18 protein-coding genes are annotated in these 23941 nt (G+C 47.5%); 10 read left to right on the plus strand and 8 right to left on the minus strand.

Translation table 11 applies throughout. The features are described from left to right. Window positions 1-106: 106 nt before the first annotated feature. A complete protein-coding gene (metE, locus tag GCE9029_RS06900; RefSeq protein ID WP_062662053.1) occupies window positions 107-2377 on the minus strand; it encodes a 5-methyltetrahydropteroyltriglutamate--homocysteine S-methyltransferase in 2271 nt (756 codons plus the stop codon). 106 nt (window positions 2378-2483) lie between these two features. On the opposite strand from metE, the gene metR reads away from it, so the two are divergent. After that, a complete protein-coding gene (gene metR / locus GCE9029_RS06905; RefSeq protein WP_062662055.1) occupies window positions 2484-3395 on the plus strand; it encodes an HTH-type transcriptional regulator MetR in 912 nt (303 codons plus the stop codon). A gap of 7 nt (window positions 3396-3402) precedes the next feature. On the opposite strand, the gene GCE9029_RS06910 is transcribed toward metR, so the two are convergent. Both GCE9029_RS06910 and GCE9029_RS06915 read right to left on the minus strand, forming a co-directional pair. Continuing rightward, a complete protein-coding gene (locus GCE9029_RS06910) occupies window positions 3403-3597 on the minus strand; it encodes a DUF4250 domain-containing protein (RefSeq protein ID WP_002535009.1) in 195 nt (64 codons plus the stop codon). Window positions 3598-3725: 128 nt separating this feature from the next. Beyond that, window positions 3726-4400, minus strand: a complete 675-nt coding sequence (locus tag GCE9029_RS06915; RefSeq protein WP_062662057.1) for an HI_1241 family integral membrane domain — start codon at window positions 4398-4400, stop codon at window positions 3726-3728. 294 nt (window positions 4401-4694) lie between these two features. Between GCE9029_RS06915 and GCE9029_RS06920 the strand changes: the two genes are divergently transcribed. Further along, the gene (locus tag GCE9029_RS06920) at window positions 4695-5867 is read left to right on the plus strand and encodes a GGDEF domain-containing protein (protein ID WP_062662059.1); all 1173 of its coding nucleotides are present in this window, start codon (window positions 4695-4697) and stop codon (window positions 5865-5867) included. Between the two features lie 24 nt (window positions 5868-5891). Here GCE9029_RS06920 and GCE9029_RS06925 read toward each other — a convergent pair whose 3' ends face one another. Beyond that, entirely contained in the window at window positions 5892-7091 is a 1200-nt protein-coding gene (locus tag GCE9029_RS06925; protein ID WP_062662061.1) for an MFS transporter, read from the minus strand. Window positions 7092-7225: 134 nt separating this feature from the next. Here GCE9029_RS06925 and GCE9029_RS06930 point away from each other — a divergent pair, with 134 nt between their 5' ends. The 5 genes from GCE9029_RS06930 to GCE9029_RS06955 all read left to right on the plus strand — a co-directional run bounded on the left by GCE9029_RS06930 (window position 7226) and on the right by GCE9029_RS06955 (window position 15139). Continuing rightward, on the plus strand, window positions 7226-8095 hold the full coding sequence (locus GCE9029_RS06930; protein WP_062662063.1) for a LysR family transcriptional regulator: 870 nt from the start codon (window positions 7226-7228) through the stop codon (window positions 8093-8095). Between the two features lie 9 nt (window positions 8096-8104). Beyond that, window positions 8105-8644: a DUF6942 family protein gene (locus GCE9029_RS06935; protein ID WP_062662065.1), complete on the plus strand. Its 540-nt coding sequence runs from the start codon at window positions 8105-8107 to the stop codon at window positions 8642-8644. Window positions 8645-8816: 172 nt separating this feature from the next. Continuing rightward, on the plus strand, window positions 8817-9806 hold the full coding sequence (locus tag GCE9029_RS06940; RefSeq protein WP_062662067.1) for a DUF2860 domain-containing protein: 990 nt from the start codon (window positions 8817-8819) through the stop codon (window positions 9804-9806). A gap of 901 nt (window positions 9807-10707) precedes the next feature. After that, a complete protein-coding gene (locus GCE9029_RS06950; RefSeq protein WP_062663151.1) occupies window positions 10708-12720 on the plus strand; it encodes an EAL domain-containing protein in 2013 nt (670 codons plus the stop codon). A 136-nt stretch (window positions 12721-12856) separates the two neighbouring features. Continuing rightward, the gene (locus GCE9029_RS06955; protein WP_062662071.1) at window positions 12857-15139 is read left to right on the plus strand and encodes a YgiQ family radical SAM protein; all 2283 of its coding nucleotides are present in this window, start codon (window positions 12857-12859) and stop codon (window positions 15137-15139) included. A 65-nt stretch (window positions 15140-15204) separates the two neighbouring features. Here GCE9029_RS06955 and GCE9029_RS26500 read toward each other — a convergent pair whose 3' ends face one another. Further along, window positions 15205-15360, minus strand: a complete 156-nt coding sequence (locus GCE9029_RS26500; protein WP_197475327.1) for a hypothetical protein — start codon at window positions 15358-15360, stop codon at window positions 15205-15207. A gap of 317 nt (window positions 15361-15677) precedes the next feature. On the opposite strand from GCE9029_RS26500, the gene aqpZ reads away from it, so the two are divergent. Then, window positions 15678-16367, plus strand: a complete 690-nt coding sequence (aqpZ, locus tag GCE9029_RS06965) for an aquaporin Z (RefSeq protein WP_438356861.1) — start codon at window positions 15678-15680, stop codon at window positions 16365-16367. Window positions 16368-16460: 93 nt separating this feature from the next. Here aqpZ and GCE9029_RS06970 read toward each other — a convergent pair whose 3' ends face one another. The 3 genes from GCE9029_RS06970 to GCE9029_RS06980 form a co-directional block, all read right to left on the minus strand. After that, the gene (locus tag GCE9029_RS06970; RefSeq protein WP_062662077.1) at window positions 16461-16880 is read right to left on the minus strand and encodes a VOC family protein; all 420 of its coding nucleotides are present in this window, start codon (window positions 16878-16880) and stop codon (window positions 16461-16463) included. A gap of 157 nt (window positions 16881-17037) precedes the next feature. Further along, window positions 17038-20091 (minus strand): D-2-hydroxyglutarate dehydrogenase YdiJ, encoded by a 3054-nt coding sequence (gene ydiJ / locus GCE9029_RS06975; protein WP_062663152.1) that lies wholly within the window; start codon window positions 20089-20091, stop codon window positions 17038-17040. A 160-nt stretch (window positions 20092-20251) separates the two neighbouring features. Further along, the gene (locus GCE9029_RS06980) at window positions 20252-21721 is read right to left on the minus strand and encodes a bifunctional NUDIX hydrolase/phosphatase PAP2 family protein (RefSeq protein ID WP_231870049.1); all 1470 of its coding nucleotides are present in this window, start codon (window positions 21719-21721) and stop codon (window positions 20252-20254) included. A gap of 53 nt (window positions 21722-21774) precedes the next feature. Here GCE9029_RS06980 and GCE9029_RS06985 point away from each other — a divergent pair, with 53 nt between their 5' ends. Together GCE9029_RS06985 and GCE9029_RS06990 are read left to right on the plus strand one after the other, a co-directional pair. Then, window positions 21775-23397, plus strand: coding sequence for a VRR-NUC domain-containing protein (locus GCE9029_RS06985; protein ID WP_062662081.1), 1623 nt, complete (start codon window positions 21775-21777; stop codon window positions 23395-23397). Between the two features lie 81 nt (window positions 23398-23478). After that, a complete protein-coding gene (locus GCE9029_RS06990) occupies window positions 23479-23889 on the plus strand; it encodes a BLUF domain-containing protein (RefSeq protein WP_062662083.1) in 411 nt (136 codons plus the stop codon). Window positions 23890-23941 lie beyond the last annotated feature (52 nt).

Below are 23941 nucleotides of genomic sequence, written 5' to 3' on the forward strand. Positions count from 1 at the left end.
CCCGCCAGCATTGGGCAATCAATACAGAATAACCACACGTAGAAATACAATAACGCCCGGACCTTTAAAAAGACCCGGGCATTTTGTTAACGTTCCGTAAACTTTTCTACTGTGTCGCAGAGCGCAATGTTTTCGCCGCTTCCACCAAGTTAGCCAGTGCTGATTCAACTTCAGTCCAGTTACGGGTTTTAAGGCCACAATCTGGATTCACCCACAAACGCTCGTCAGGAATTGTTTTACGCGCCTTTTCCAACAGTCCAACAATACTTTCTACCGGCGGAATGTTTGGTGAGTGAATGTCATACACACCTGGGCCGATTTCATTCGGGTACGAAAACTCTTCAAAAGCTTGCAATAGTTCCATGTCAGAACGCGAGGTTTCGATCGTAATGACATCGGCATCCAGCGCTGCAACCGAATCGATGATGTCATTAAACTCGCTGTAACACATGTGGGTATGGATTTGAGTGTCAGCCACTGCACTTGCCGCTGAGATTTTAAAGGCATTTACCGCCCATTCCAGATAAGCTTTCCAATCGCTCACTTTCAACGGCATGCCCTCTCGAATAGCAGGTTCGTCAATCTGGATGATCTTGATGCCTGCATCCTGAAGATCTGCGACTTCATCACGCAGTGCCAGCGCGATTTGCTCAGCGATTTGTTGGCGCGAAAGGTCTTCACGAGGGAAAGTCCAACCCAAAATTGTCACCGGCCCCGTCAGCATGCCTTTGACTGGCTTCTCTGAAAGCGACTGCGCATAAGTAGCCCACTCAACAGTAATGGGTGATTCACGGGAAATATCCCCAACAATCACTGCAGGTTTCACGCAGCGCGACCCATAACTTTGTACCCAACCAAATCGGGTTACTGCAAAACCATCTAGATTCTCCGCAAAGTATTCCACCATGTCATTTCGTTCCGGCTCACCGTGAACCAGCACATCGAGTCCCAGCTTCTCCTGACGTTCGATGGCATCTTTTATGTGTCCTTGCATTGCTGACTTGTAATCTGCGTCAGTAAGGTTTCCGGCTTTGTGAGCGCGGCGCTGCTGGCGAATTTCTCCAGTTTGCGGGAAGGAACCAATAGTTGTCGTTGGGAACAATGGTAGATTCAGCGTCGCTTTCTGCGCTTCTGCGCGCTGAGCGTAGTCTACGTCGCGCTTTGCCAAAGCGTCTGTAATCGCATTCACTCTCGCCTGAACTTCTGGCTTGTTCACGCGGGTACTGGTCGCACGGGCTTCAATCGCAGCGCTGTATTCAGCACATTTCGTGATAGCCGTTTCGTTACCGCTTAGCGCTTCCGCAAGTAGCACGACTTCGCCAGTTTTCTGTTTGGCAAAGGCGAGCCAGGATTCAACTTCTGGCTCCAGGTCGGTTTCCTGTTCCAAATCCACAGGTGTATGCAGCAACGAACAACTGGTTGAAAGCCAAGCACGGTCCCCCAATTTTTCGATTGCCGGCGTCAATGTTTTAATCCAGGTGTTCAGGTTGGCTTTCCAAACATTACGGCCGTTGATGGTGCCTAAGGAAATAATCCAGTCTTGCGGAACAGAGTTGACCACAGCATCAAGCTGTTGTGGAGCCACATTCAAGTCAATGTGCAAGCCGTTCACTTTCAATTGAGAAATGATGTCGAGTTGTTGTTCCACTGATTCAAAGTAGGTTGTCAGCAGCAGTTTCACATCGCCTGCAATCACCTGATAGGCGAGATTGTAGGCTTTACGCCAAGCTTCTGGTAATTCCAGCGCCAGAATAGGTTCATCAATTTGTACCCACTCAACGCCCTGAGCTTTAAATTTGGCAAAGATTTGCTGATACACGGATAGCAATCGAGGTAACAAATCCAAGCGGTTGAACCCCTCTTCTTTCTCTTTACCCAGATACAAATAGGAGAGCGGGCCAAGAATCACGGGTTTAACACTGTGACCCGATTTCTGTGCTTCGTTGACCTCATCGAAGATTTGGTTCCAGCTCAGGTTGAATTCATCCTCTTTAGTGAATTCAGGAACAATGTAGTGGTAATTGGTGTTGAACCATTTCGTCATATCTGACGCGGCGCAGCTGCAACCTGTTGGCGCTTTACCTCGGGCAATGCGGAACAAGGTATCTAAATCAGGGTGGCCGTTGCGGTGGCGCTTAGGAATATGTCCCAACGTCAAACTGGTTTGAAGAACCTGATCGTACCAAGCGAAATCACCGACAGTGACGAACGACAGCCCTGCGTCTTTTTGTACCTGCCAGTTGTGATGACGAATTGTCGCCCCCACATCTAGCAATCCTTGTTGAGAGATCTCACCTTGCCAGTATTGTTCGAGTGCAAATTTCAGTTCGCGTTTGTTACCGATGCGAGGGTAACCAAGAATATGCGTTGTGGTCATGACTCTTTCCTTATTTTTAGCCGTCCAGATGTTTACATGTCCACATTGATTCATTAGAGTGCATAAAACAAACTCAAATTACTCAAACGGATATTGAGAAAAATTCATGCTAGAAGTGAAACACTTACGTACGCTGGCTGTACTGAGAGGTACAGGGTCTTTGACCTCAACCGCCACGCAATTGTGTCTGACTCAATCCGCATTGAGTCATCAGCTCAAAGACTTAGAGCAGCGCATCGGCGCGCCTCTGTTTCTGCGTAAAACCCGCCCAGTGCGCTTTACCGCTGAAGGTCAGGTACTGCTGAAACTGGCAGATGATGTTCTGCCGAGACTCGCTCAGGCAGAAACTGAGTTGGCCGCTTTGAAGGAAGATGCGCAAGGACGCCTGCACATGGCCATTGAGTGTCACTCTTGTTTCCAATGGTTGATGCCCGCGCTTAAGGAATACAAAATTAGCTGGCCTCTGGTAACGCTCGATTTCTCATCAGGATTCGGCTTTGAGCCTTTGCCAGCGCTTGCTGGCGGCGAGCTGGACTTGGTGATCACGTCAGACATTGCGCCGCGCAGTGAAATTCACTACGAAGCCCTCTTTGATTTCGAGATGCGTCTGGTGCTGGCAGACACGCATCCACTTGCAAAGAAAAAGCACATTGAACCGGAAGATTTGGCTAATGAAACTTTGCTTACCTATCCCGTTCAGCGCCAAAGAATGGATGTGATTAAACACTTTCTGCAGCCAGCAGGGATTGAACCAGCCAACTTCAAATCGGCGGACAACACACTGATGCTGATTCAAATGGTAACGGCGGGGCTTGGTGTGGCGGCACTCCCCAACTGGGCAATCAGTGAGTTCTCACGACAAGGTCTGGTCGTAGACAGACCATTAGGTAAAGGGTTATGGAGACGTTTGTTTGCCGCCGTTAGAAACCAAGAGGCACAACGTCCCTACCTCCAGGCATTCTTTTCAACAGCTCGGAACCAGTGCCATACGCACTTGGAAGGGATCAAGCGCGTGTAATTAGGGACTATTTCTGGCGAAGTTGATTCACCAGTGGATCGTAATAGCAACCCATGGCATCAATTTTCGCCTGGAATTCTTGTAAATCGAGATCGAATTGGGACGCTAAATCGTCCAGCGAAGAGCACTCAAGGCGCAGCTTTTCATTGACGATGCCATACATAATGGCGCTATCGAGATGATCGAGGTTATGTATTTCCATGACGGCAACCCTACATGCGGACACATGACTAAAAGCATAGTTCGGCTGCAGCATTGCCAGTGTGAATCAGGCAACAAAAAAGGCACTTCACGTGCCTTTTTATTGTTGCTGAGACAGCTTAAAGTCAATCAGATCATCGTTGACAATGCCACACCAGAAGCGCAACCAATCACTATCAAAGACACGCAAAGCTGCGCAATGTGGGGCGTGGTCTGACGAAGCAAATGAGAGGCCCAGACCAACACACCCGCCAGAGCCAAACCAAGGCTCATCAGCACTGAATTCACCAACGCATTTGCCGCATCTGGCTCTAGCATCATACTGCCTACAGCCAATGTTACCGCTGTCAGCATCGCTGCAACAACGCCAATCACTGGCAGAATACGGTGAAACGCCTGAAGGCGTGAGCGTGCTCTAACCAGAAGGCAATGCGCAGTGATTGCACCTACCAACAGCACTTGCGAAAGCATCAGTAAGGTTGGCAACAAACCTTGCTCAACACCGGACATCAGCAACGCTAAAACGCCAAATCCATTCGATAAATGTAACAGCGGAACCGGACCCGATTGCCGGGTTTTGCCTGACTTAGAGCGAAGAGAAAAAATGCCGAGGGTAATAAAAGGCAGCGCTGAAAATGGCGAGAAAGGAATTGTCACCGCCCAGCCAGCGACCAAAAACCAGAAAGCTTTGTGTAAACGCCCACGCTGCCCAGGACAGATATCCCCTTTCAGCAGAACCAGGGTCAGAACCGCTTGCGCTCCTAAAACACCGGCAAGTGTTACAGCGCTAAAAATTTCGTACATCTTTTATCACCCAGATCAAATGAACGCAGATTATATACCTTTAGGTAGGTTTATACCCAAACGTTCTGAATCAAGAGTTTTCAGATTGTTTCGATATAAAACCACATCGTTTGTGTGTAACAACATTGAGACGATCACAGAACGTAACGATTATTTTGCATTCAGTCGCAACTATATGTAACTGTTTTTATATCAAAGTTACAATTGTGAACGCGGTTCAAAATATTACCTTTTGACCGCCTGCATACCTAGGCTTAACGATAATTTTACCAGACAGGATGACTCGTGCGGGATATGGAACTGTCCTTATCACAGTACAAAACCCAACTAGGCGAATTGCTGACAGCTCGCTCGCATGCTGCTGCGTTCAACACCACCCGTGCAACCTATTTACGCACCCGAATTGTAGCGCTTTGCTACATCTGGGCGGCGCTGTGTGCACTGTGGATACCTGTTGATGCTCTGCTTCTTAATGAGTCCGTTACCACGCTCGCGATATTCCGCCTGAAGCTTTGTGCTGTTCTGCTGTTTATTGGCTGGACAACCAACCAACGCAGCACACTCAACGCATGCAGAAACGCTATGTTCGCGCTGGTCGTTAGTCTCAACATGTTCTACATGTTGACCAATCACCAGCTTGGCTACCCACACAATATTGATGCATTCAGCTACTGCTACAACCTGCTTCCTTTTGTATATGTGGTTATCTTGACCATACTGCCACTCACAGTGAAAGAATCAGTCTGCGTCATGCTAATCACAGCCGCTTCGCAAATTTATGTCGACATTCAAAGTGGCGCGCTGTTGTCTTTCGACACAATTGCACTTTACTGGCTGCAAACCGTCGTTGGTATCCTGGTGATTTGGGCGCAAACATCCAAGCTACACATGATGCTGCGACTCTACCGCCACGCCACGTTAGACCCACTCACTGGGGTTTATAACCGCCGAATGCTGCTGACACTTGCCAAGCGAGATTTCGAGAACACCCGAACCAAATCCCGTCCTTATTCCGTCTTATTGATGGATCTCGATAGATTCAAGCGAGTAAACGACAGGTACGGTCATCATGCCGGGGATATAGTGCTTCAGGCTTTTACTCAAGCCGTGCAGGAAACACAGCGTAAGAGTGATATTTTCGGCCGATTTGGCGGTGAAGAGTTTATCCTGTTTTTGCCACAATGCAGCGCCGACAACGCGCAACTAGTGGCTGACCGCATCATGACCCGCGTTCGTGATATGGGCATAGAGGTAGAAGGAGTATCAGAGCCACTGAAAGTAACTACCTCAATTGGCATTAGCACCAGTCTTTGTAAGAGCGATGATCTTTCCCTGATACTTGAACAGGCTGACCAAGCCCTGTTTAAAGCGAAAAATGGAGGACGTGACCAGAGCAGTACTTATGATCAAGAAGAAGATCTGATTGAAGATGGTCAGAAGCGCCCGTGGCTGGAGCTGGTCAATTAACTCACTCAAAGATGCCGTAGCTCATTAACAAGGTTCCTGAATAGGGACCTTTTTGTTTTTGGCACCCAGCAATTGAATCAACACAATGTTCGCGGCAGCTAAAGACATGGCACCTAGAGTGACGGCATGCCAACCACCCATTTCCCAACATCCAATGAGATAGAAACCACCTAAGCTGCCGCCGACATAGTAATGAACCAAATACAGAGCTGTAGCTGTTGCTTTTCCTTGGGTAGCCCTACGGCTCACCCAGCCATAAGCCAGGGAGTGAGTGAAGAACGCCCCACCACTGACGATCAGCAGACCAATAACGACGGTAGCAGGGTGTTCAATGCTGGCAATCATCACACCCATCAAAGTCACCAATGTACCGAACGTCATCCCTGATATTGGCGAGTAACGGTTGGCCCAACGACCGCTAAATCGAGACGTTAAGGTGCCAGCCAGATAGCAGATAAAAATGGCTGAAGCGACACCCACCGGCAAACTGAATGGCGCCTCAAGCAAACGAAATGTCGTAACGGAGTAGATATTGACGAATAGCGCAAAGTTAATTCCCCCGACGACCATTGCCATCCAGAGAATCGGATTTTTGATGTGGCGACCAACAACGCGAAACTGTTTGAAGAAAGGATCTTGTGAAGCTACAAACTGACGCTGAGGAGGCAGCAGGTAATACACCAATGCCATGCCCAAAGCAGTGAAAGTTGCCATGGCAGCAACTGCCCCTTCCCAGCCAAAAAAGTCCGCCATCATACCGCCGGAAAGTCTACCAAAAATACCCCCCAACGAGTTTGCGCTAATGTAACCTCCAACAGCGACAACCAAAGCCGTTGGGCTAAACTCATCAGCCATGTAGGCAACTGCCACCGCCGCATAGCCTGCTAATGCGATCCCCATTAATCCCCGAATAGCAACCAAGCCCCAGAAAGCATCAATCAATAGAGACAATACGCCAACAAACGGCATGAGTACCAGACTGAACAACATCACCGGTCGTCTTCCAATTTTCTCTGAAATGACCGCCCAAGGGAGCAAGCTGACAGATAACCCCAACGTTGAGGATGCCAATAACCAGTTCGCTTTGGTCGCCGTAACCTCAAACGCACCAGCAAAAACAGGTAGCAATGGCTGGAAGAGGTAAAGATTGCAGAACACAAGAAAAGACCCAAATGACAATGCAAAAGCGGCTTTTCTATAGGCGGGTGTCTGTAATTCAATCATGACCTTATTCACTGTTTTTCTCTCGATATACAGTGAATTTAGCAACGCCCTCATAATAAAAGAAGTATATTAAATATATAGAAGTAAGATCGTTTATTAATACCTGGCTGTGAAAACGGGGAAAGGGATTCGAAATGGACATTCGCCAATTGCGTTACTTCGTCTGTGTTGCGGAGCATAAGAATTTTACCCGCGCTGCGCGACAACTAAACATTGCGCAACCAGCATTGAGCATCGCAATTAAAAAGCTGGAACAAAGCATTGCGCTCCCACTATTTGATCGCAATGAACGGCAGGTTCACCTGACACATGAAGGTGAAATTCTACTGCCCCATGCCCACCGTGTACTTCAACAGGTAGAAGATGCCAACACCGCCATGGCTGAACTTAGGGGACTGCAAAAAGGCGAAGTCCGCGTCGGCGTCCCAGGAATGCTGGGATCCTACTTTTTCCCATCAATTCTGATGGGCTTTAAAAGTCGTTATCCTGACCTCAAACTCAGTGTGGTCGAAGCTGGTACTCAGTCCATCCGCCAAATGTTGTTAGATGGTGAACTGGACATTGGTGTCATCCATAATCAGGATGTACCCTCTGCATTAGAAACCACACATCTTATTTCCTCGCAAATGGTTGCGGTAACATCTACCGACCACCCTTTAGCCGAGAGGCGCTCGATCAGTTTCCAGGAATTTTTCAATGAAGAATTGGTGATGTTCAAAAAAGGATATTTCCATCGTGAGTTTGTCGACAGGATTTGCGCCACCCACAAAATATCGCCACAGCTTTCATTCGAAACCAACCTGTTAGCGATGATCCTCAATATCGTCCGGCACGGCTTTGCTATTACCGCCTTGCTGGAAATGGTGACTGAACACGAACATGGGCTTATTCCTATTCCTTTCGAAGAGCCCGTGACGCTGGACATCGCTATGGCGTGGCGTAAACATGGCTATCTTTCTTTGGCCGACCGCGCCTTTATCGATTTTGTTCAAAACAATAAATAGGAAAGCAATGTGAACAACTATGCCTTCGGTCATCCTCTGGCTCGTATCAATGTCTATGTAGAAAAAGCGCCTCCATCTGAAGCGCTATGGGGGGAATCCCCCTCATACAGGAGTTTCAAAAAACTGGTTGATGGTGACATCAAATCGCTTGGGGAGGCAGGAGGAAATGGATGGCGGAAGGTTTTCAATGTTTACGCCAAACTGCTGTTCGCTTTTCCGCACCAGTCAACTTTTAGGCCCAATAGCGCTTTAAGCTGGCAAAAATTCAGAGATCAATCCCTGCTGCAAGACCAAAGTGATACTGCACTTTGCTTTGGTGAGTGGAATGTTGAACAAAGAGGAAAAGAGGGTGGCATACATATTATTGCGGGTCGCACGCATGCCCTCAATCTTGGCCTGTCAGAGAAGTGCATCTGGCTAAACAATGAATTCGCCAAGCACCCTTCTCTCCCGATTTTCATCTGCCCCTACTTCGACTACAGACAGCTTTCAAATGCGAAAATTGACGTTCTGGTGAATCTTATCAACGGCACAGATATCACTGTATGATCTCTGCAGTACGTTTGGCCGTAATAAATTTGACCTAAAATATACCGCATTCCGAACGCTAACAGATTCTTAACGCAGGTTACGATAAGTTGACGAATTTTAGGTGTTTTTTGTATCAAGCACTCTGTTAACATATGCACCAGAACACATTCTTTCAGGGACAGAATACTAAATGAAAATAACAAAACCCCTTTTAACAACCATTGCGCTTCTTCCGCTCGCTGCTAATGCCGGACTTGCAGACAAAGGGGGCCTCAGCGGTGAAATCTCGGTTATCGCCGGTATGACTTCAACGGATTCCAACCTTTCAACTAACGGTAATGCCACAAAAAATGCGCCATTGAATTCAACAGGTGAGCAAGAAGCTAGCTCTATTGTCGGAGCACTTGGCAGCCTGTCATTTACCTTTGGCCAAGGACTGGATAAGCAAATATTCGTTGGTACCTCTCGCGAAGATATCGCAATCGGTACCATCGCTTTGGAATTAGGTTACCGCCAGCAACTCGATTCTGGCACCAAAGTGTCGTTGTCTTATCTTCCTACCGTGCTAGCGGAAGACGTTTGGAAAGACCCATTCAATGTCGGTTCTGCAAGAGCTGAAACCGAAAAGACCGGCGATGCTTACCGACTGCAATTCGATCGCATTGGCGGATCCATGTTTTCGTTGGACCTCGCTTATGCTCAGACAGATGTTGAAGAAGAGCTGAGCGGAAGCACGCAAGGCCTCACAACGGCTGAACAACAAAGCCTGAACCGCAGCGGTGATACTTTCTATTCCAAAGTCAGCTATCGCCAGTTCCTGGGCAAAGGTCTGGGTGTTGCACCCGCGTTTGTGTATATGAAAAATGAATCAGACGGCGATGCAATGTCTCATCAAACCTATGGTGGCGAGTTGAGTTACTTCAGTTTCGCAGGTCGCAATAAAATCGTATTGACGGGTAAATACCATTACCGCGATTACGATGCGTCTCATCCGATCTTTGGTGAAGTCCGTAATGACAGCGAGTTCAGCGCATTCCTTGCTTATGAATACGCACACTTCTTCGAAGTCCATCCGCTCTCTTTCGTTACTCTGGCTGGTTACAACAATACCGATTCCAACATCGACTTCTATAACGCCAGTGAGTTCTTTGGCTCTGTTGGTATCACCTACCGATTCTGATAAAAAGTAACGCGCTACCCAACGCCGTTTTGCCATAAGGCAAGACGGCGCTTTTCATTCATGTCAGAAAATCCAAACATTGCTATAACTTCGACAAATATCTGAATTAAATGAAATTCACGATACAGATAGTCCTATTTTGCAATTGCATTCTGAAAATCATTTTGCAACGAGACGGTAAACTTAGGCACCCCAAAAGTATGTTAACAGATGAATATTAACCTATTGATATCGTAATCATTTAAATTCTTCTTATAAAAGTTGGCCTATACGTTGCAAAGGAAATAACAGTACGTCGTAGAGTAACGAGAGGTATAAAACAAAAACAAATGGATACTGGTAGCGTGCAGAAAAACAATCTAGAAAAGTGTGTTGAGGAGCTTTGTATGATTTGCATGAATAAACACGGTGAACTGATACAACTGCAGTACCACAAAAAATGTCCCGTAAAAGGGTCGGTTTACGTTAAGTATTTGGACGGATTAAAAAAAGGTAATTTCTATATTGAGTTAGAACCGGACTCACTCGTTAAAGTAACGGTTCACTGAGTTATTACGCTGCTTTCACAAATCGCCGTTGTATCGCGATAAACTCAAAAACGGACGGGGCCTTCCAAATCCTTCTCTTCTCACTTTGAAGGCCCTGACAAAATTCTGCCACCCGCTCTTACCTCCCATCTCACACAGTCAATGCCTGCCTAAATTTCCAATTATCAACACAGTTAATATGTAAATATTGCATACACAAATGACTCGCATTTGAGTCAATGGAATCAATTAACCAAATGTTCACTTCAATAATGACACAACACAATCAAAGCTAAAACTATCTATGCGAGTCATCTGGTCTCTACCTCGTCCAGAAGATGGAATCGTTGGCTAAATTGATTGGGGAAAGCGACGTGGACAACATCAAAAAGTTGAGAAGAGACGTGTTCTTTATGGCGATTAAAGAATCGTTTATCAGCACGGTTCCTTACTTGGTTTTATCTTCCATTATTGTACTTATCAACCAGCTGCTGATTTTAACGCATTTTACTTCCCCTTATCTGAACAGCATCATACTGACCAAGATCATTGGTTACATGAGCGACTTCTTCCCTGTCATACTGATGACCTCGATCGCTTTCCACTTTTCAAAACGTAATAATATCAACAATATATTTATCATTACTTTATCATTCGCGATTTTCATCACCATAGAGTCCATGATAAATGCCCACAAGTCTCAATGGTTACTTCATGATGCTGGCGTCTCCTTTTTTGTCCTTATCATTCCCATCGTTTCGGTGGCGCTATTCAACATCATTCCTCGCTTTGAAAAGGACCTGAAGCTATCAAACGGTCAACTTAGCCACGTCTTCTTTCACCTCAAATCATTCATCATTATTTATTTTGTTTCGATTGTGGCCTATTTGCTGATGGTTAAAGGACTGGAAGCAATTGCCCGCAGCATCAGTTTCGGCTTTCTGAATTTGGATCTTTTTTCCATCATGACGATCAGAACGCTCGCGTCACAGTTTCTTTGGTTTTTAGGGGTTCACGGCCCTAATACTCTCTCGATTATTGCACCCAGTGAAAGTCTCACTCTCCCCTTTATCAACGATATTTCTTATAAAGCCTTTTACGATGTGTTTGTCATATATGGTGGTTCAGGCTCGGGTTTATCGTTGATTTTTGCGGCAATTATTTATTCAAAAAGTAAGCATATCAATAAGGTGTCAAAAATCTCTCTTCCTTTCGCCATTTTTAACGTTAACGAAACACTGATTTATGGTTTGCCCATTGTCCTAAACAAGTACCTACTTGCTCCCTTTGTTCTTATCCCTGTATTCAATATTACCGTCGCTTACTTTTACGTAGACTTTTTTAATATCTCCTTCGTCAACAATCAGGTTTCCTGGATAACCCCAGTATTTATCAACGCCTTCATTGCTACCGATGGGCATGGCGGAGCCTTATTGTTACAACTTCTTCTCGTGGTTGTTGGCACCCTTATTTACGCACCATTTATCAAACGGTACTCCCTGGCACAGTCTTCTTCCAATCACCTGGAAAACCTGAAAAACAACCTGGAAATGATTGAGTTAATGGAGTCAAACGAAGGCATTAAATCTAATGCCGCAGAATCGAAGATCATAAAATCCAATCAAGAAGTCGATAAAATCATCAAATTCATCAGCTCCAACAAACTCGAAGTTCACTACCAGCCCAAAGTAGATATTATCGAAGAACGCTGCAGTGCCTACGAGGCCCTGTTAAGGATCAGGAAGGACGACGGTTCTATCTCAGGTCCCTTCTTCCTTGAATCTCTCGAACTTGCAGGTTTGGCAAGCGTCATTGATCTCTGGGTATGCAAAGAAGTGAGAAAACACTTCCAGATTTGGCGTCTTGGAGGGTTTAACCCCAAAGTTGCAATCAACATCCACCCTGACACGCTTACCGATAACAAAACCATTGAGTTAATTATCAGAGAATTGAAAGAAATGAGCGTCGAGTTTGAAATTATTGAGCGTGATTCTGTCAAAAGCCCCAGCTCTATTGCCAATATCATGCGACTCCACGACAACGGATTTGGTATTTCACTTGATGACTTCGGTGTTGGCTACAGCTCGTTTGAAACCCTCACCTTCCTGCCAATGAATACGGTAAAGGTTGATAAGTCTCTAATTGACAATATTGAATCAGAAAAGGGTTACCACATTTGTAAAAACATTTTCACCATGTGTAACGACCTCGGCCTCCACTGTGTGGCTGAAGGGGTTGAGAAAGACATCCAGTACTTAAAATTGAAAACAATGGGAGTGAGATACATCCAAGGTTTTTACTTTGAGAGAGCGATTCCTTTCGACCAAATTGATAGATTTAAACCTAGCTTCAAAGATCACGAGTCTTATCAGAAAGTTGCGACATAGGCCCTCAGCAGCCTTTAAGGATTCTATTTAGGGGATTTGTGTAAGCAAATCCCTTTCAAATTTACGGATTTATTCGATCTGGCTCTCACCTGCGCAAGCCGCTATAATTCACGCCTCGCGAGAAAGAGGTTAAAAAATGCGCAATTCTGTAACTCCGATTTTCGATTACCCAAAATACTGGGCTGAGTGTTTTGGTCCTGCTCCTTTTCTGCCGACCAGCAGAGAAGAAATGGACATGCTCGGCTGGGATAGCTGTGACATCATCATCGTCACTGGCGATGCCTATGTCGACCATCCTAGCTTTGGTATGGCGGTTATCGGTCGTACGCTTGAAGCGCAAGGCTTCCGTGTAGGCATTATCTCGCAGCCAGAATGGCAGGATAAGAAAGCCTTTATGGCACTTGGCCAACCTAACCTCTTCTTTGGTGTGACAGCCGGTAACATGGATTCCATGATTAACCGCTACACCGCTGACCGTAAACCTCGTCATGACGATGCTTACACGGCAGGTAATGCCGGCGGCAAGCGTCCAGATCGCGCCGTACTCGTTTACTCGCAACGCTGTAAAGAAGCATACAAAGATACCCCTATCGTACTAGGCGGCATCGAAGCCAGCCTTCGTCGTCTTGCGCATTACGATTACTGGTCAGATAAAGTTCGTCGCTCAGTGCTATGCGACGCCAAAGCTGACATTTTGTTGTTCGGTAACGCCGAGCGTGCGCTGGTTGACGTGGCGCACCGCCTTTCTCGTGGCGAAAATATCGCGGATATGACCCGTATTCCTGGCACCGCAGTGATGCTGAAAAAAGTGCCGGAAGATATGAGAGAAATCGACAGTTCACGCATCGACAAGCCAGGCAAAGCCATGGTGATGCCAAACCCGTATGTAACGGAAACGGCCTGCGCGACTGACAAGGGCGAAGTAAAAGAAGAAGCGCCGAAGCCTGTGATGGTTCGCCCTTCCCGCCATGATGCAGAAAATAGCTTCGTTCGTCTGCCTTCATACGAAAAACTGCTAAACGACCGTATTCTGTATGCGCACGCAAGCCGCGTGATGCATTTGGAAACCAACCCTTATTCCGCACGTGCGCTGGTGCAAAAACACGGCGAGCGTGAGCTTTGGGTTAACACGCCGCCAATTCCTCTTACAACAGAAGAAATGGACTATGTATTCGGCCTGCCGTTTGCGCGTGTTCCCCACCCTAGCTATGGTGATGCAAAAATCCCTGCGTATGAGATGATCAAAACCTCAGTCAACATCATGCGTGGTTGTTTTGGTGGTTGTTCTTTCTGTTCGATTACCGAGCACGAAGGCCGCATCATCCAGAACCGTTCAAAGGATTCAATCCTTAACGAAATTAAAGAAATTAAAGAAAAAGTGCCGGGCTTTACCGGTGTGATTTCTGACTTGGGTGGCCCAACAGCAAACATGTACCGTTTGGGCTGTTCAGACCCGCGCGCAGAGAAAAACTGTCGTCGCCCGTCCTGTGTGTTCCCGAAAATCTGTGAAAAGCTGGACACCGACCACAAACACACTATCGACCTCTACCGCGAAGCGCGTGAGCTTGAAGGCGTGAAGAAAGTGGTTATCGCATCCGGTGTTCGTTATGACCTCGCGATTGAATCACCTGAGTACGTGAAAGAGTTGGTGACTCATCACGTGGGTGGTTATTTGAAAATCGCACCTGAACACACAGAGAAAGGCACACTGGATCTGATGATGAAGCCGGGCATGGGTACCTATGACCGCTTTAAAGAGTTGTTCGAGAAATACTCGAAAGAAGCCGGTAAGAAGCAGTACCTGATCCCTTACTTCATCGCAGCGCACCCTGGCTGTACCGACGAAGACATGATGAATCTGGCACTGTGGCTTAAAGAGAACGATTTCCGTTGTGACCAGGTACAGAACTTCTACCCATCACCGATGTGTAACGCGACGGCGATGTACCACGCGGAAGCCAACCCGTTGAAACGTGTGAAGTATAAGAAACGTGAAGACTTGTTCGTTGCGAAAGGTGAGCGCCAACGTCGTCTTCATAAAGCCTTCCTGCGCTACCACGACCCAGCAAACTGGCCTTTACTGCGTGAAGCGTTGATCACTATGGGCAAACGCCACCTGATTGGTGACCGCCCGGGCTGTCTAGTACCTCGCGAAGGCACAGAAGCGGAAATGACTCCAGCACAACGTCGTGGTTCAAGCCGTCATGGTGCAAAACGTTTTGCAACCAAGCATCCTAATCAGCCTGATATTCGCAAACCTAATCAGCGCAGCGGCAAACCAGCGGGTAAGAAGCCGACCAATGGCAAGGCGACACCACAAGGTGGTAAGCCAAAAGCACATTCAAATACTGGCGGTAAACCAACACAAGGTGGGAAGAAACGCCCCGCTGGAAACAGAAGCCGTCAGACAGTGAGATAAACACACTCATGGCAGAAACAAAAAAGCGAACCTAATGGTTCGCTTTTTTGTTGCTTGAATACCGGCTAACGTATCAATTCTGAAATCACCAACAACACAACAGCCAACGCAGCCGTGGCGACAGCGCCAATCATAAACTTCTTCTGTGACTTTTCATCAAGAAACTTGGCAACCAAAACACCAATGATGATCAGGCCAACGATAAATCCAATTTTAACCATTCTGATACCTCTGGATGAGATAGCTCAGATCGTCTCTTACAACCATCCATTTGATTTTTAAAGCTAACACAGATCTCTTCCCAGCGTAACAAATACCCCATCGTAAACTCACCAACGCTTTAACGCACCAAATTGTGACACTAGCACCAACGTACTGGTCATAGGTACGTTTGATGGCACGTTGTGGGTTCAGCTTTGGCATAAAGTGCTACTTTTAAAGCAATATACCCAAATTTAAGCAACTCAGATGGCAAGGTAGTCATGAGTGTAGTTTTCTCACGTGCCGTCCTAAATACAAATAGGGAGATCGTGAAATGTTGAAGAAATTGACAGCAGAATTTATTGGCACCTTTTGGTTGGTGCTTGGGGGTTGCGGTAGCGCTGTATTCGCAGCCGCTTTTCCGGAACTTGGTATCGGCTTCTTGGGCGTCGCCCTCGCCTTCGGTTTAACCGTTGTGACCATGGCTTATGCCATCGGCCATATTTCCGGTTGCCACCTCAATCCAGCAGTGTCCTTTGGCCTTTGGGCAGGAGGACGCTTTCCTACCGCTGAGCTGATTCCTTACATGCTGGTACAGGTCGCAGGTGGTATTGTCGGCGCATACGTCGTTTACATCATTGCCAGCGGCGCTCCAGGTTTTGATCTAGCAGGCGGCTTGGCTTCTAACGGTTACGGCGACCACTCACCAGGCGGCTATGACATGCTTTCCGGCTTTGTCACTGAAGTGCTGATGACCTTCATGTTCCTGATTGTCATCATGGGTGCTACCCACAAACTGGCAAGCCCAGGTATGGCTGGCTTGGCGATTGGCCTGGCGCTTACTCTGATCCACCTTATCAGTATTCCAATCACCAATACTTCAGTAAACCCTGCACGAAGCACAGGTCCTGCCCTGCTTGTTGGTGACTGGGCAATGGCACAACTCTGGATGTTCTGGGTGGCCCCGTTGATTGGTGCCTTCATCGCCGGTGTGGTTTACCGCTGGCTGAGCCCAAATGAAGATTAATTAACAAATACGAATGATAAAAAGCCCCGACAATTCGGGGCTTTTTTATGCCTAAACAACCTAAAAATGATGGGTTCAGGCTGTTTAGGTATACTAAATCTCTGCGTGTTCAGCGGGACAACTCAGCATCCACCTTATCCCGTACTTATCTGTCACCATCCCAAACCGCACTTTCCAAAAGGTGTAGTCCAGCGGCATCACAATCTGTCCCATTTCAGAAAGCGCCATAAAGACTTCATTCTGCCTTTTTTCATCCTCAAAACTGACATGGAAAGCGACATCCCCCGACCCTTGAGCCAAAGAATCGTCTAACCCGTCAGAAGCAAAAAAACGTACCTCTGGAGAAGCAAACTCCGCATGCATCACCCGGGACAACAGATGATCCGGAAACTCCACCGGAGAGTCATTGAATGTTGAAAGTGTCTTGATTTCCCCATTGAGCGCCTGACTATAAAAGCCCAGCGCATCTCTACAAACACCATGGAACGTCACATGTGGCTGAAGTGTGCTCATGTCTGACTCCTTTCCATTTGTATGAAATCTCTATCAAACAGACTATCAGCTGCCCATATGCGCCTCGCCTAATAATTAAGACGTTTGAGTATTTAACGCTTATTCAAAAAGACAAGGGAGCCATTAAGGCTCCCTTGTTGTTCATACTTAATTTGGATTAAACCAGATTCACCAACACCTGAACCGGGTGCTGTAGCTTCTTGCTCTCGAAGCGTTTCACCTGGCTACGGCATGAGTAACCTGTCGCCATACAGCGCGAAGGTGGCAAAGATTCAAGGCGCGGTTTCCAGCTCAAACCGAAAATGCCTTTCGAATTTTCCAGCTTGTCCGATTCATGGCCGTAAGTACCTGCCATACCACAACAACCCACAGCCACAGCCTCAAGCTTGCCGCCAAAGTGATGGAAGATTTTGCCCCACTCTGCTTCCGCATTCGGCATCTTGGTTTTTTCGGTGCAATGCGCGAAGAGATACCAAGCGTCTTTGTCAGGGTTCTCTTTTTCCGGAACTTCAGCAATCATATTCAGCAGCCACTCATGCGCCGTCTGCACCTGAAAGTCACCACGGCTGTCGCCCAGAATCTCGTTGTATTCATCGCGGTAGCAAAGTACCAGCGCAGGGTCGACACCCACCATTGGCACATCCAAGGCTGCCAATTGGTTCAAGAAATCAGCAGTGTTACGGGCCGTCTTAGCGAATTTCTTAAGGAAGCCTTTAATATGTTGCGCTTTGCCGTTTGGTTTGAACGGCACCAGCATTGGCTTCTTACCCAGCTTCTCAACCAGCGTCACCAGATCTTTCACCACATCCGCTTCATAGAAGCTGGTAAACGGGTCCTGAACAATCAGAACATAACGGGAGCGTTCTTCCTCGCTCAGAGCCTTCAGCCATTCCAAATCAAACTTGGTGGCATGGTGGCCGTCCAGTGATTCCATTAAGGTCGGTACGGACAACGCAGGCGTATCCACATATCCAATGGCTTTCTCAGTGACAGACTGCGCCCATTTAGGTTGAGTGAAGGCATTCACAATCACAGGTGCTTTCGCCATCCAAGGCAACATGCCTTCGATGTTTGCCACCAGATAGTCCTTCGCAGGACGCTGATAGCGGCTGTAGTAGAGATTGATAAAGCGCGAACGGAAGCTTGGCACATCGACCTTGATTGGACATTGCGTTGCACAGGCTTTACACGCCAGACAGCCATTCATGGCTTCCATCACTTCATGAGAGAAATCGTAGTCATCTTTGTTTGAAAGCCAGGTGTTCTTGAATCGCGCGAAGATTTGGCGAACTGACGGCGTTTTCTCCATCAGTTCTTTTTCCATGGTGATAGGGTCAACACCCTGCTCTGCTAGCAAACGCAGCCACTCACGCACGATGCCCGCACGGCCTTTAGGAGAATGACGGCGGTCATAGCTGATCTTCATCGACGGACACATCGGCGAACTGGTGTCGTAGTTGAAACACAGGCCGTTACCATTACATTCCATCGCCTGCTTAAAGCTATCACGCACGGTAATTGGGATTTGGCGGTCCAAGGTTCCGCGCTTTTCATCATCAACTTTTACCAGCGAATCGCTGCTGTCGATTGGCGTACAAATCTTCCCTGGGTTCATACGGTTGTGAGGGTCAAACGCCGCTTTGACTTTACGCAGCTCGTTGAAAAGCTCCTCACCGAAGAACTCAGGGCCGTATTCTGAACGGAAACCTTTACCGTGCTCACCCCACATCAGGCCGCCGTATTTCGCCACCAGCGCCACAACCTGATCGGAAATCGTCTTCATCAGACGTTCCTGCTCAGGGTCACACAGGTCAAGCGCCGGACGCACGTGCAATACACCCGCATCAACGTGACCAAACATGCCGTAGTTGAGGTTATGACTGTCCAGTAAAGTTCGGAATTCGACAATAAAGTCAGCAAGGTTCTCTGGTGGCACACAGGTGTCTTCCGTAAAGGCAACTGGCTTCGCCGCGCCTTTTGCTGCACCTAACAGGCCAACTGCCTTTTTACGCATGTTGTAGATTTTGTTGATAGAGGCCAGATCGTTACAAACCTGATAACCAATCACGCCTTTATCGCCGGCTTCGACCAGCACATCCAAACGCTCACACAGGGATGCAATTTGTGCGTCGATCTCTTCTACGTCGTTACCGGCAAATTCAACAATATTGATGCCTTGCATATCTTTGCCCGGTACATCCGTCAGCAAATCTTTCACTGTGTTCCAGACAATGTCTTCTCGCGCGAGATTCAATACGCGCGAGTCCACTGTTTCCACAGACAAGGCTTTCGCTTCCACCATGACCGGCGCACTACGAAGCGCAGAGTCAAAGCTGTCGTACTTTACGTTAACCAGAGTACGGGCTTTTGGAATTGGCGTGATGTTCAGCTTGGCTTCCGTGATAAATGCAAGGGAGCCTTCTGCACCGCAAAGCACGCGCGCCATATCGAAGGTTTCCGTTTCAGGCAGGTAAGCATTTTTCAGGTCGTAACCTGTTAGGAAGCGGTTTAGCGGCGGGAATTTTGCATCGATTTCTGCACGTTTGCTTTGGCATATTTCCGCGACGCGGCGCAACGCTTCACCAGCATAATCATCACGACTGTTACCGGTCACATCCGCAATAGATTGAGGTTCGGTATCCAACACAGAGCCGTCTGCCAGCACCGCTTTCAGTGCCAGAACATGGTCTGAGGTTTTACCGTAGCGCAGTGAACCCTGACCCGACGCATCGGTGTTGATCATGCCGCCGACTGTGGCACGGTTACTGGTTGAAAGGTCTGGAGAGAAAAAGAAACCGTGCGGACGAAGCGCATCGTTCAGAGCATCTTTGACGACACCTGCCTGCACACGCACCCAACCCTCATCGGGGTTAATTTCAAGGATATTGCGCATGTGACGCGACATATCGACAACGATATGTTGAGTAAGCGACTGACCATTGGTGCCAGTACCACCGCCACGAGCAGAGAATTTAATCTCAGCGAATTCGGCGTCTTTGCAGACCTCGCCTAACAGCGTTAAGTCTTTCGTTGAAGTGGGAAAAACCACCGCCTGAGGAAGGAGCTGGTAGACCGAGTTATCGGTCGCAACAGCAAGGCGGCTGGCATAGAAAGTCTCCGTCTCACCCTGGAAACCTTTCTCTTTTAAAGCATCAAGAAAACGCCCGACGATAGGATCGAGCGTATGCTGGTGTGTAAGTGCTGGTAACATCTTGCTCCCTGAAGCCATTATTTAACCGTTATTCCTTATACGGCTAGTGGCAATCTTATGAATTAGTAACTGCCATAACTTTACCTCAGGTGTGAGATCCATCAAAGGGATAATCCTAATAGAAATCCCCTTAAAAACACGCCGCGCAATCGTTTACGTGTCACCGAACAAATTGATGAAAAATACGTGGCGTCACCACAAGCAACCAAACGGATATTCCCCATGCAGCCGCACAATTCACAGCCACAATGATGGTATTCACCGCGTAGCGGGATGAAATTGTGTTATCCGCAAAGATAATTGCCAACACACCTGCAAGAGCGATCATGAAAAAGGTCAGCTTGGCTGGGCGTCGAACCGCAGAAACATACAGTGGAAAAACCTTAAGCCACAAAATCGAACAGTAAGTTCCAAGGCAAAATGCTGAGAGATAAACGATGTGCGGTTTGTGAATCACAATCCCTATGACCGAGACCGCCACAAAACTCATCAGCCAGAAGCGAGCAGAAATCAACGCACGGTTTCTGTTTGCAAAACGCCAGTCTCTGAGCCGCCGAAATCCGACAGCGAAACCAAAACCAATCAGCAGACCCATGACCATGTCAGACGGGTAATGCTCTCCTTGAAGCAATACCTTGCCGCTAATGACTGCGACACAAAACATGCCGAACAGAGAAAGACGCTTTCTTCCCTGCGGATAAACCTCTCTGTCCCAGCTCAGCAGCAGCCAACTGAAAAAGAATGTCGTTAAAGAAACCATGGTACTTGGCAACGTATAACCAAGTGTGTCCTGTTCACCAAACACCGGGTCGATAAAGTACGGCCTTGGTAATTCCACCACGGTCGTCAAAATCAATACAAAGATAGAAACGGCCAGTAACCCAGCCCCGTATATCAAGGCAGCACGATGCCCGTGGTAGGCTCGAATGTAGATCAACGTAGCCAGAAACAGGAACGGAGTGAACAAACTCCCCAACACAATGGTAGTGGTTACGAATGCTTCCACTGCTGCGCTCTTGGCTTTCCATTCATGCAACGTTTGCAACCAAGAGAGTTGCGCCCGGTAGAACGGCGTCAGCACGGCGGTGTCGCCAGCAGACAATACAAACTCACTCGGCGGCACTTCCGGTATCCAACGCTTGAACATCCACTTATGCTCCGGGAAACGGTAGTTATCCCGCACTGCTTTGTTGTTGGGCATCATAAGCACACGAGTGACTTCTTTACCGAAGTGCGGTGCCGACCAAGCCATCAGCACCTTGCGCCCCTGTGAGTCGATAAAATACGGCGAAGGTGAAACCAGCTCGCAGGCGAAAATAGCAGAGTTATAAGTCCGGGCGATTTGCTTGCCGACATTCACATGTAAGCCGGTTTCCTCATAGGCTTCACGCTTTGCGGCTTGTTCCGCCGTTTCTTCGCCGATAATTGAGCCGCCGGGAATTGAGTATCGCCCGCTTATCGCTTCATCAATCATCAGAATGTTCTTGTCGCTATCAACGATTAAGCAATCTCCCGCTTTGATCGGCAACGTACTATTAATCGCGTTTTCTTTGCTGGTTGTCTTTCCAGGAAATACTAGGAGAAGTATGGAGAGAAAAAGCATCCCTGAAATGAGTCGTGTTATGCTCACTAACTGTTTGTCCCTGTATAAAATCGTTTTCGTTTCAAACCGACAAGGAAGTCATGAGCCAGCCAACTACCCCACCTGTTTTGCCACCGCACTACTATCTGGATAATTTCTTATCCATCGTCGAATTAGTATCGACAAGATATGAAGATTTGCTGACAGAGTCAGAGGCTAACTGGTTGCGTTCATTTTCGACCTTGCCGAAAAATGCTCAGTTACTGCTGGTTCGAATGCTGACGAGAAAAGGGAATTGGTTTCGCAGCGACAAGCTTCACTACCCAGAGATTCCGGATATTGAAAGCGCTATCACTACGTTATCTGAAGAAGGGTTTCTCACTGACACGGCCAACCCGCCGATTGACGTTGTGACGAACCTGATGACGAAAGGAGAACTGCTAGCCCTTTACGCACACCTGCCTTTAAAAGCTTCCTTAAAGAAGCCGGAAATTGTCGCCGCAATCATCGAAAACAGTGAGGATACAATCCCACTTTTGCCAACCCGATTTCTATGTCTCCAGCACGATGTATTGCCGCTGTTTTTACTGCTCTACTTTGGCAATTCACGTCAGGATATCAGCCAGTTCGTTCTCAACGATTTAGGTGTTTACCGCTTTGAAAAAGTCCAGCTTCGTCCAGAAGACAGACTCTTTACCTCGCGTGAACAAATCATTGACTGGCTTTTTTTGTCATCACTTGTTGATTTGTATTGGGAGTATACAGAAGCAAAAGAAGTCACTTCTGCATTAAAAGTGAGTCAAAGGCTGCCAGAGAAACCAGATTGGCCACCACTCACGCGCAAGTGGGAGCGATTAGCCAACAAACTGGCTAGGGATTTTGAGCGGCAGAAAGATGAAGCAACCGCAGAAACGCTATTTTTGCAGTGCTCACTTCCACCAGCAAGAGAGCGCCTGGCACGCATCGCCATTAAGCAGGAACGGTTTGAGGAAGCCGCTACCATAGTGAAAGCCATGTTAGCTTCTCCTAGTAATGAAGACGAAGCAGATGTTGCCGCGCGTATAGCAAGGCAACTTGCTAAGAAAACCGCCTGCCCTTCACCTGAAAGAATTGGAGAGTCATTCGACTCTGAACACATCGCCATCGCACTTAATGAGCGTGTAGAACTCGAATCAGCACGTTATTACGCCCAGCAAGGCTGGCAAGTATGGTATTGCGAGAATAGCTTGTTGAATGCCCTCTTCGGGCTTCTGCTTTGGGACATCATTTTCGCTCCCATTCCCGGCGCTTTTCTTAACCCATTCCAACGCTCGCCACGCGATATGTATTCCCCAGAATTCACCGAAGCCCGTAGGGAAATGATTGACCAGCGCTTCAAGGCGTTTGAACAAGGAGAGTACGACCTCTTGGCAGTTTATGATGCCAAACTCGGTATCAGCAATGATTGGGTGAACTGGAGCTGGGCAGAACGTGACATGATAGAAGCTGCGCTATCATCGATAACACCTTCGCAAGCTATCACCTGTATCAAGCGAATCCTGTTTGATCCTAAATCAAACCGCGCCGGACACCCCGATTTATTTATGGTGAAAGACGGCAACTGCCGATTTGTTGAAGTGAAAGGTCCGGGCGACAAGCTTCAGCATCATCAAGTTCGCTGGCTGAACTTTCTTAGCGCACAAGGCCTTTCCAGCCGCACGCTTTACGTCTCTACTCAAAACTGAATTCTCATTTTTAAGGCAAAAATCTTAAGTTAATACATACTTATAGAAAACAGACCTTATCGATGGAGATAGGAGTTCGAGATGAGCGATAACTTACAGCAAATTGTTTACATCAGCAGCGCAGAACACCCTTTTACTGATGAAGAATTCGCTGAGATGCTCGGGGCCATTCGGAAAAACAACGAAAAGCTCGGCGTGACCGGGATGCTGCTCTACAAAGACGGTGATTTCATTCAAGTGATCGAAGGCCAAGAAGATGTTCTTGCGCCGCTGTTTACCAAAATCTGCAGGGATAATCGCCACTATTCTATTGTCGAGATGATGCGAAAACCTATCGTAGAGCGCCAGTTCAAAGAATGGAGCATGGGGTTTCACCACATCAACAGTGATGACCCTCGACTGGAAGGATTTAACCGTTTCTTTGACGACGATACAGAAACCGAAATCGACCCAGGCGAAGCACTCAACCTCCTTCTGGTATTCCGAGAGTAGCTGTCTATTTGAAAGACATTAGAAAGGGGGCCCGAGCCCCTTTTTCTATTCA

It is taken from the genome of Grimontia celer (genome assembly GCF_900055185.1).
Lineage (GTDB): Bacteria > Pseudomonadota > Gammaproteobacteria > Enterobacterales > Vibrionaceae > Enterovibrio > Enterovibrio celer.

Coding starts and splice junctions, on each gene's coding strand:
- metE (WP_062662053.1), bottom strand. CDS start 2,377: ATGACCACAACGCATATTCTTGGTTACCCTCGCATCGGTAACAAACGC.
- metR (WP_062662055.1), top strand. CDS start 2,484: ATGCTAGAAGTGAAACACTTACGTACGCTGGCTGTACTGAGAGGTACA.
- GCE9029_RS06910 (WP_002535009.1), bottom strand. CDS start 3,597: ATGGAAATACATAACCTCGATCATCTCGATAGCGCCATTATGTATGGC.
- GCE9029_RS06915 (WP_062662057.1), bottom strand. CDS start 4,400: ATGTACGAAATTTTTAGCGCTGTAACACTTGCCGGTGTTTTAGGAGCG.
- GCE9029_RS06920 (WP_062662059.1), top strand. CDS start 4,695: ATGGAACTGTCCTTATCACAGTACAAAACCCAACTAGGCGAATTGCTG.
- GCE9029_RS06925 (WP_062662061.1), bottom strand. CDS start 7,091: ATGATTGAATTACAGACACCCGCCTATAGAAAAGCCGCTTTTGCATTG.
- GCE9029_RS06930 (WP_062662063.1), top strand. CDS start 7,226: ATGGACATTCGCCAATTGCGTTACTTCGTCTGTGTTGCGGAGCATAAG.
- GCE9029_RS06940 (WP_062662067.1), top strand. CDS start 8,817: ATGAAAATAACAAAACCCCTTTTAACAACCATTGCGCTTCTTCCGCTC.
- GCE9029_RS06955 (WP_062662071.1), top strand. CDS start 12,857: ATGCGCAATTCTGTAACTCCGATTTTCGATTACCCAAAATACTGGGCT.
- GCE9029_RS26500 (WP_197475327.1), bottom strand. CDS start 15,360: ATGGTTAAAATTGGATTTATCGTTGGCCTGATCATCATTGGTGTTTTG.
- GCE9029_RS06970 (WP_062662077.1), bottom strand. CDS start 16,880: ATGAGCACACTTCAGCCACATGTGACGTTCCATGGTGTTTGTAGAGAT.
- ydiJ (WP_062663152.1), bottom strand. CDS start 20,091: ATGTTACCAGCACTTACACACCAGCATACGCTCGATCCTATCGTCGGG.
- GCE9029_RS06985 (WP_062662081.1), top strand. CDS start 21,775: ATGAGCCAGCCAACTACCCCACCTGTTTTGCCACCGCACTACTATCTG.
- GCE9029_RS06990 (WP_062662083.1), top strand. CDS start 23,479: ATGAGCGATAACTTACAGCAAATTGTTTACATCAGCAGCGCAGAACAC.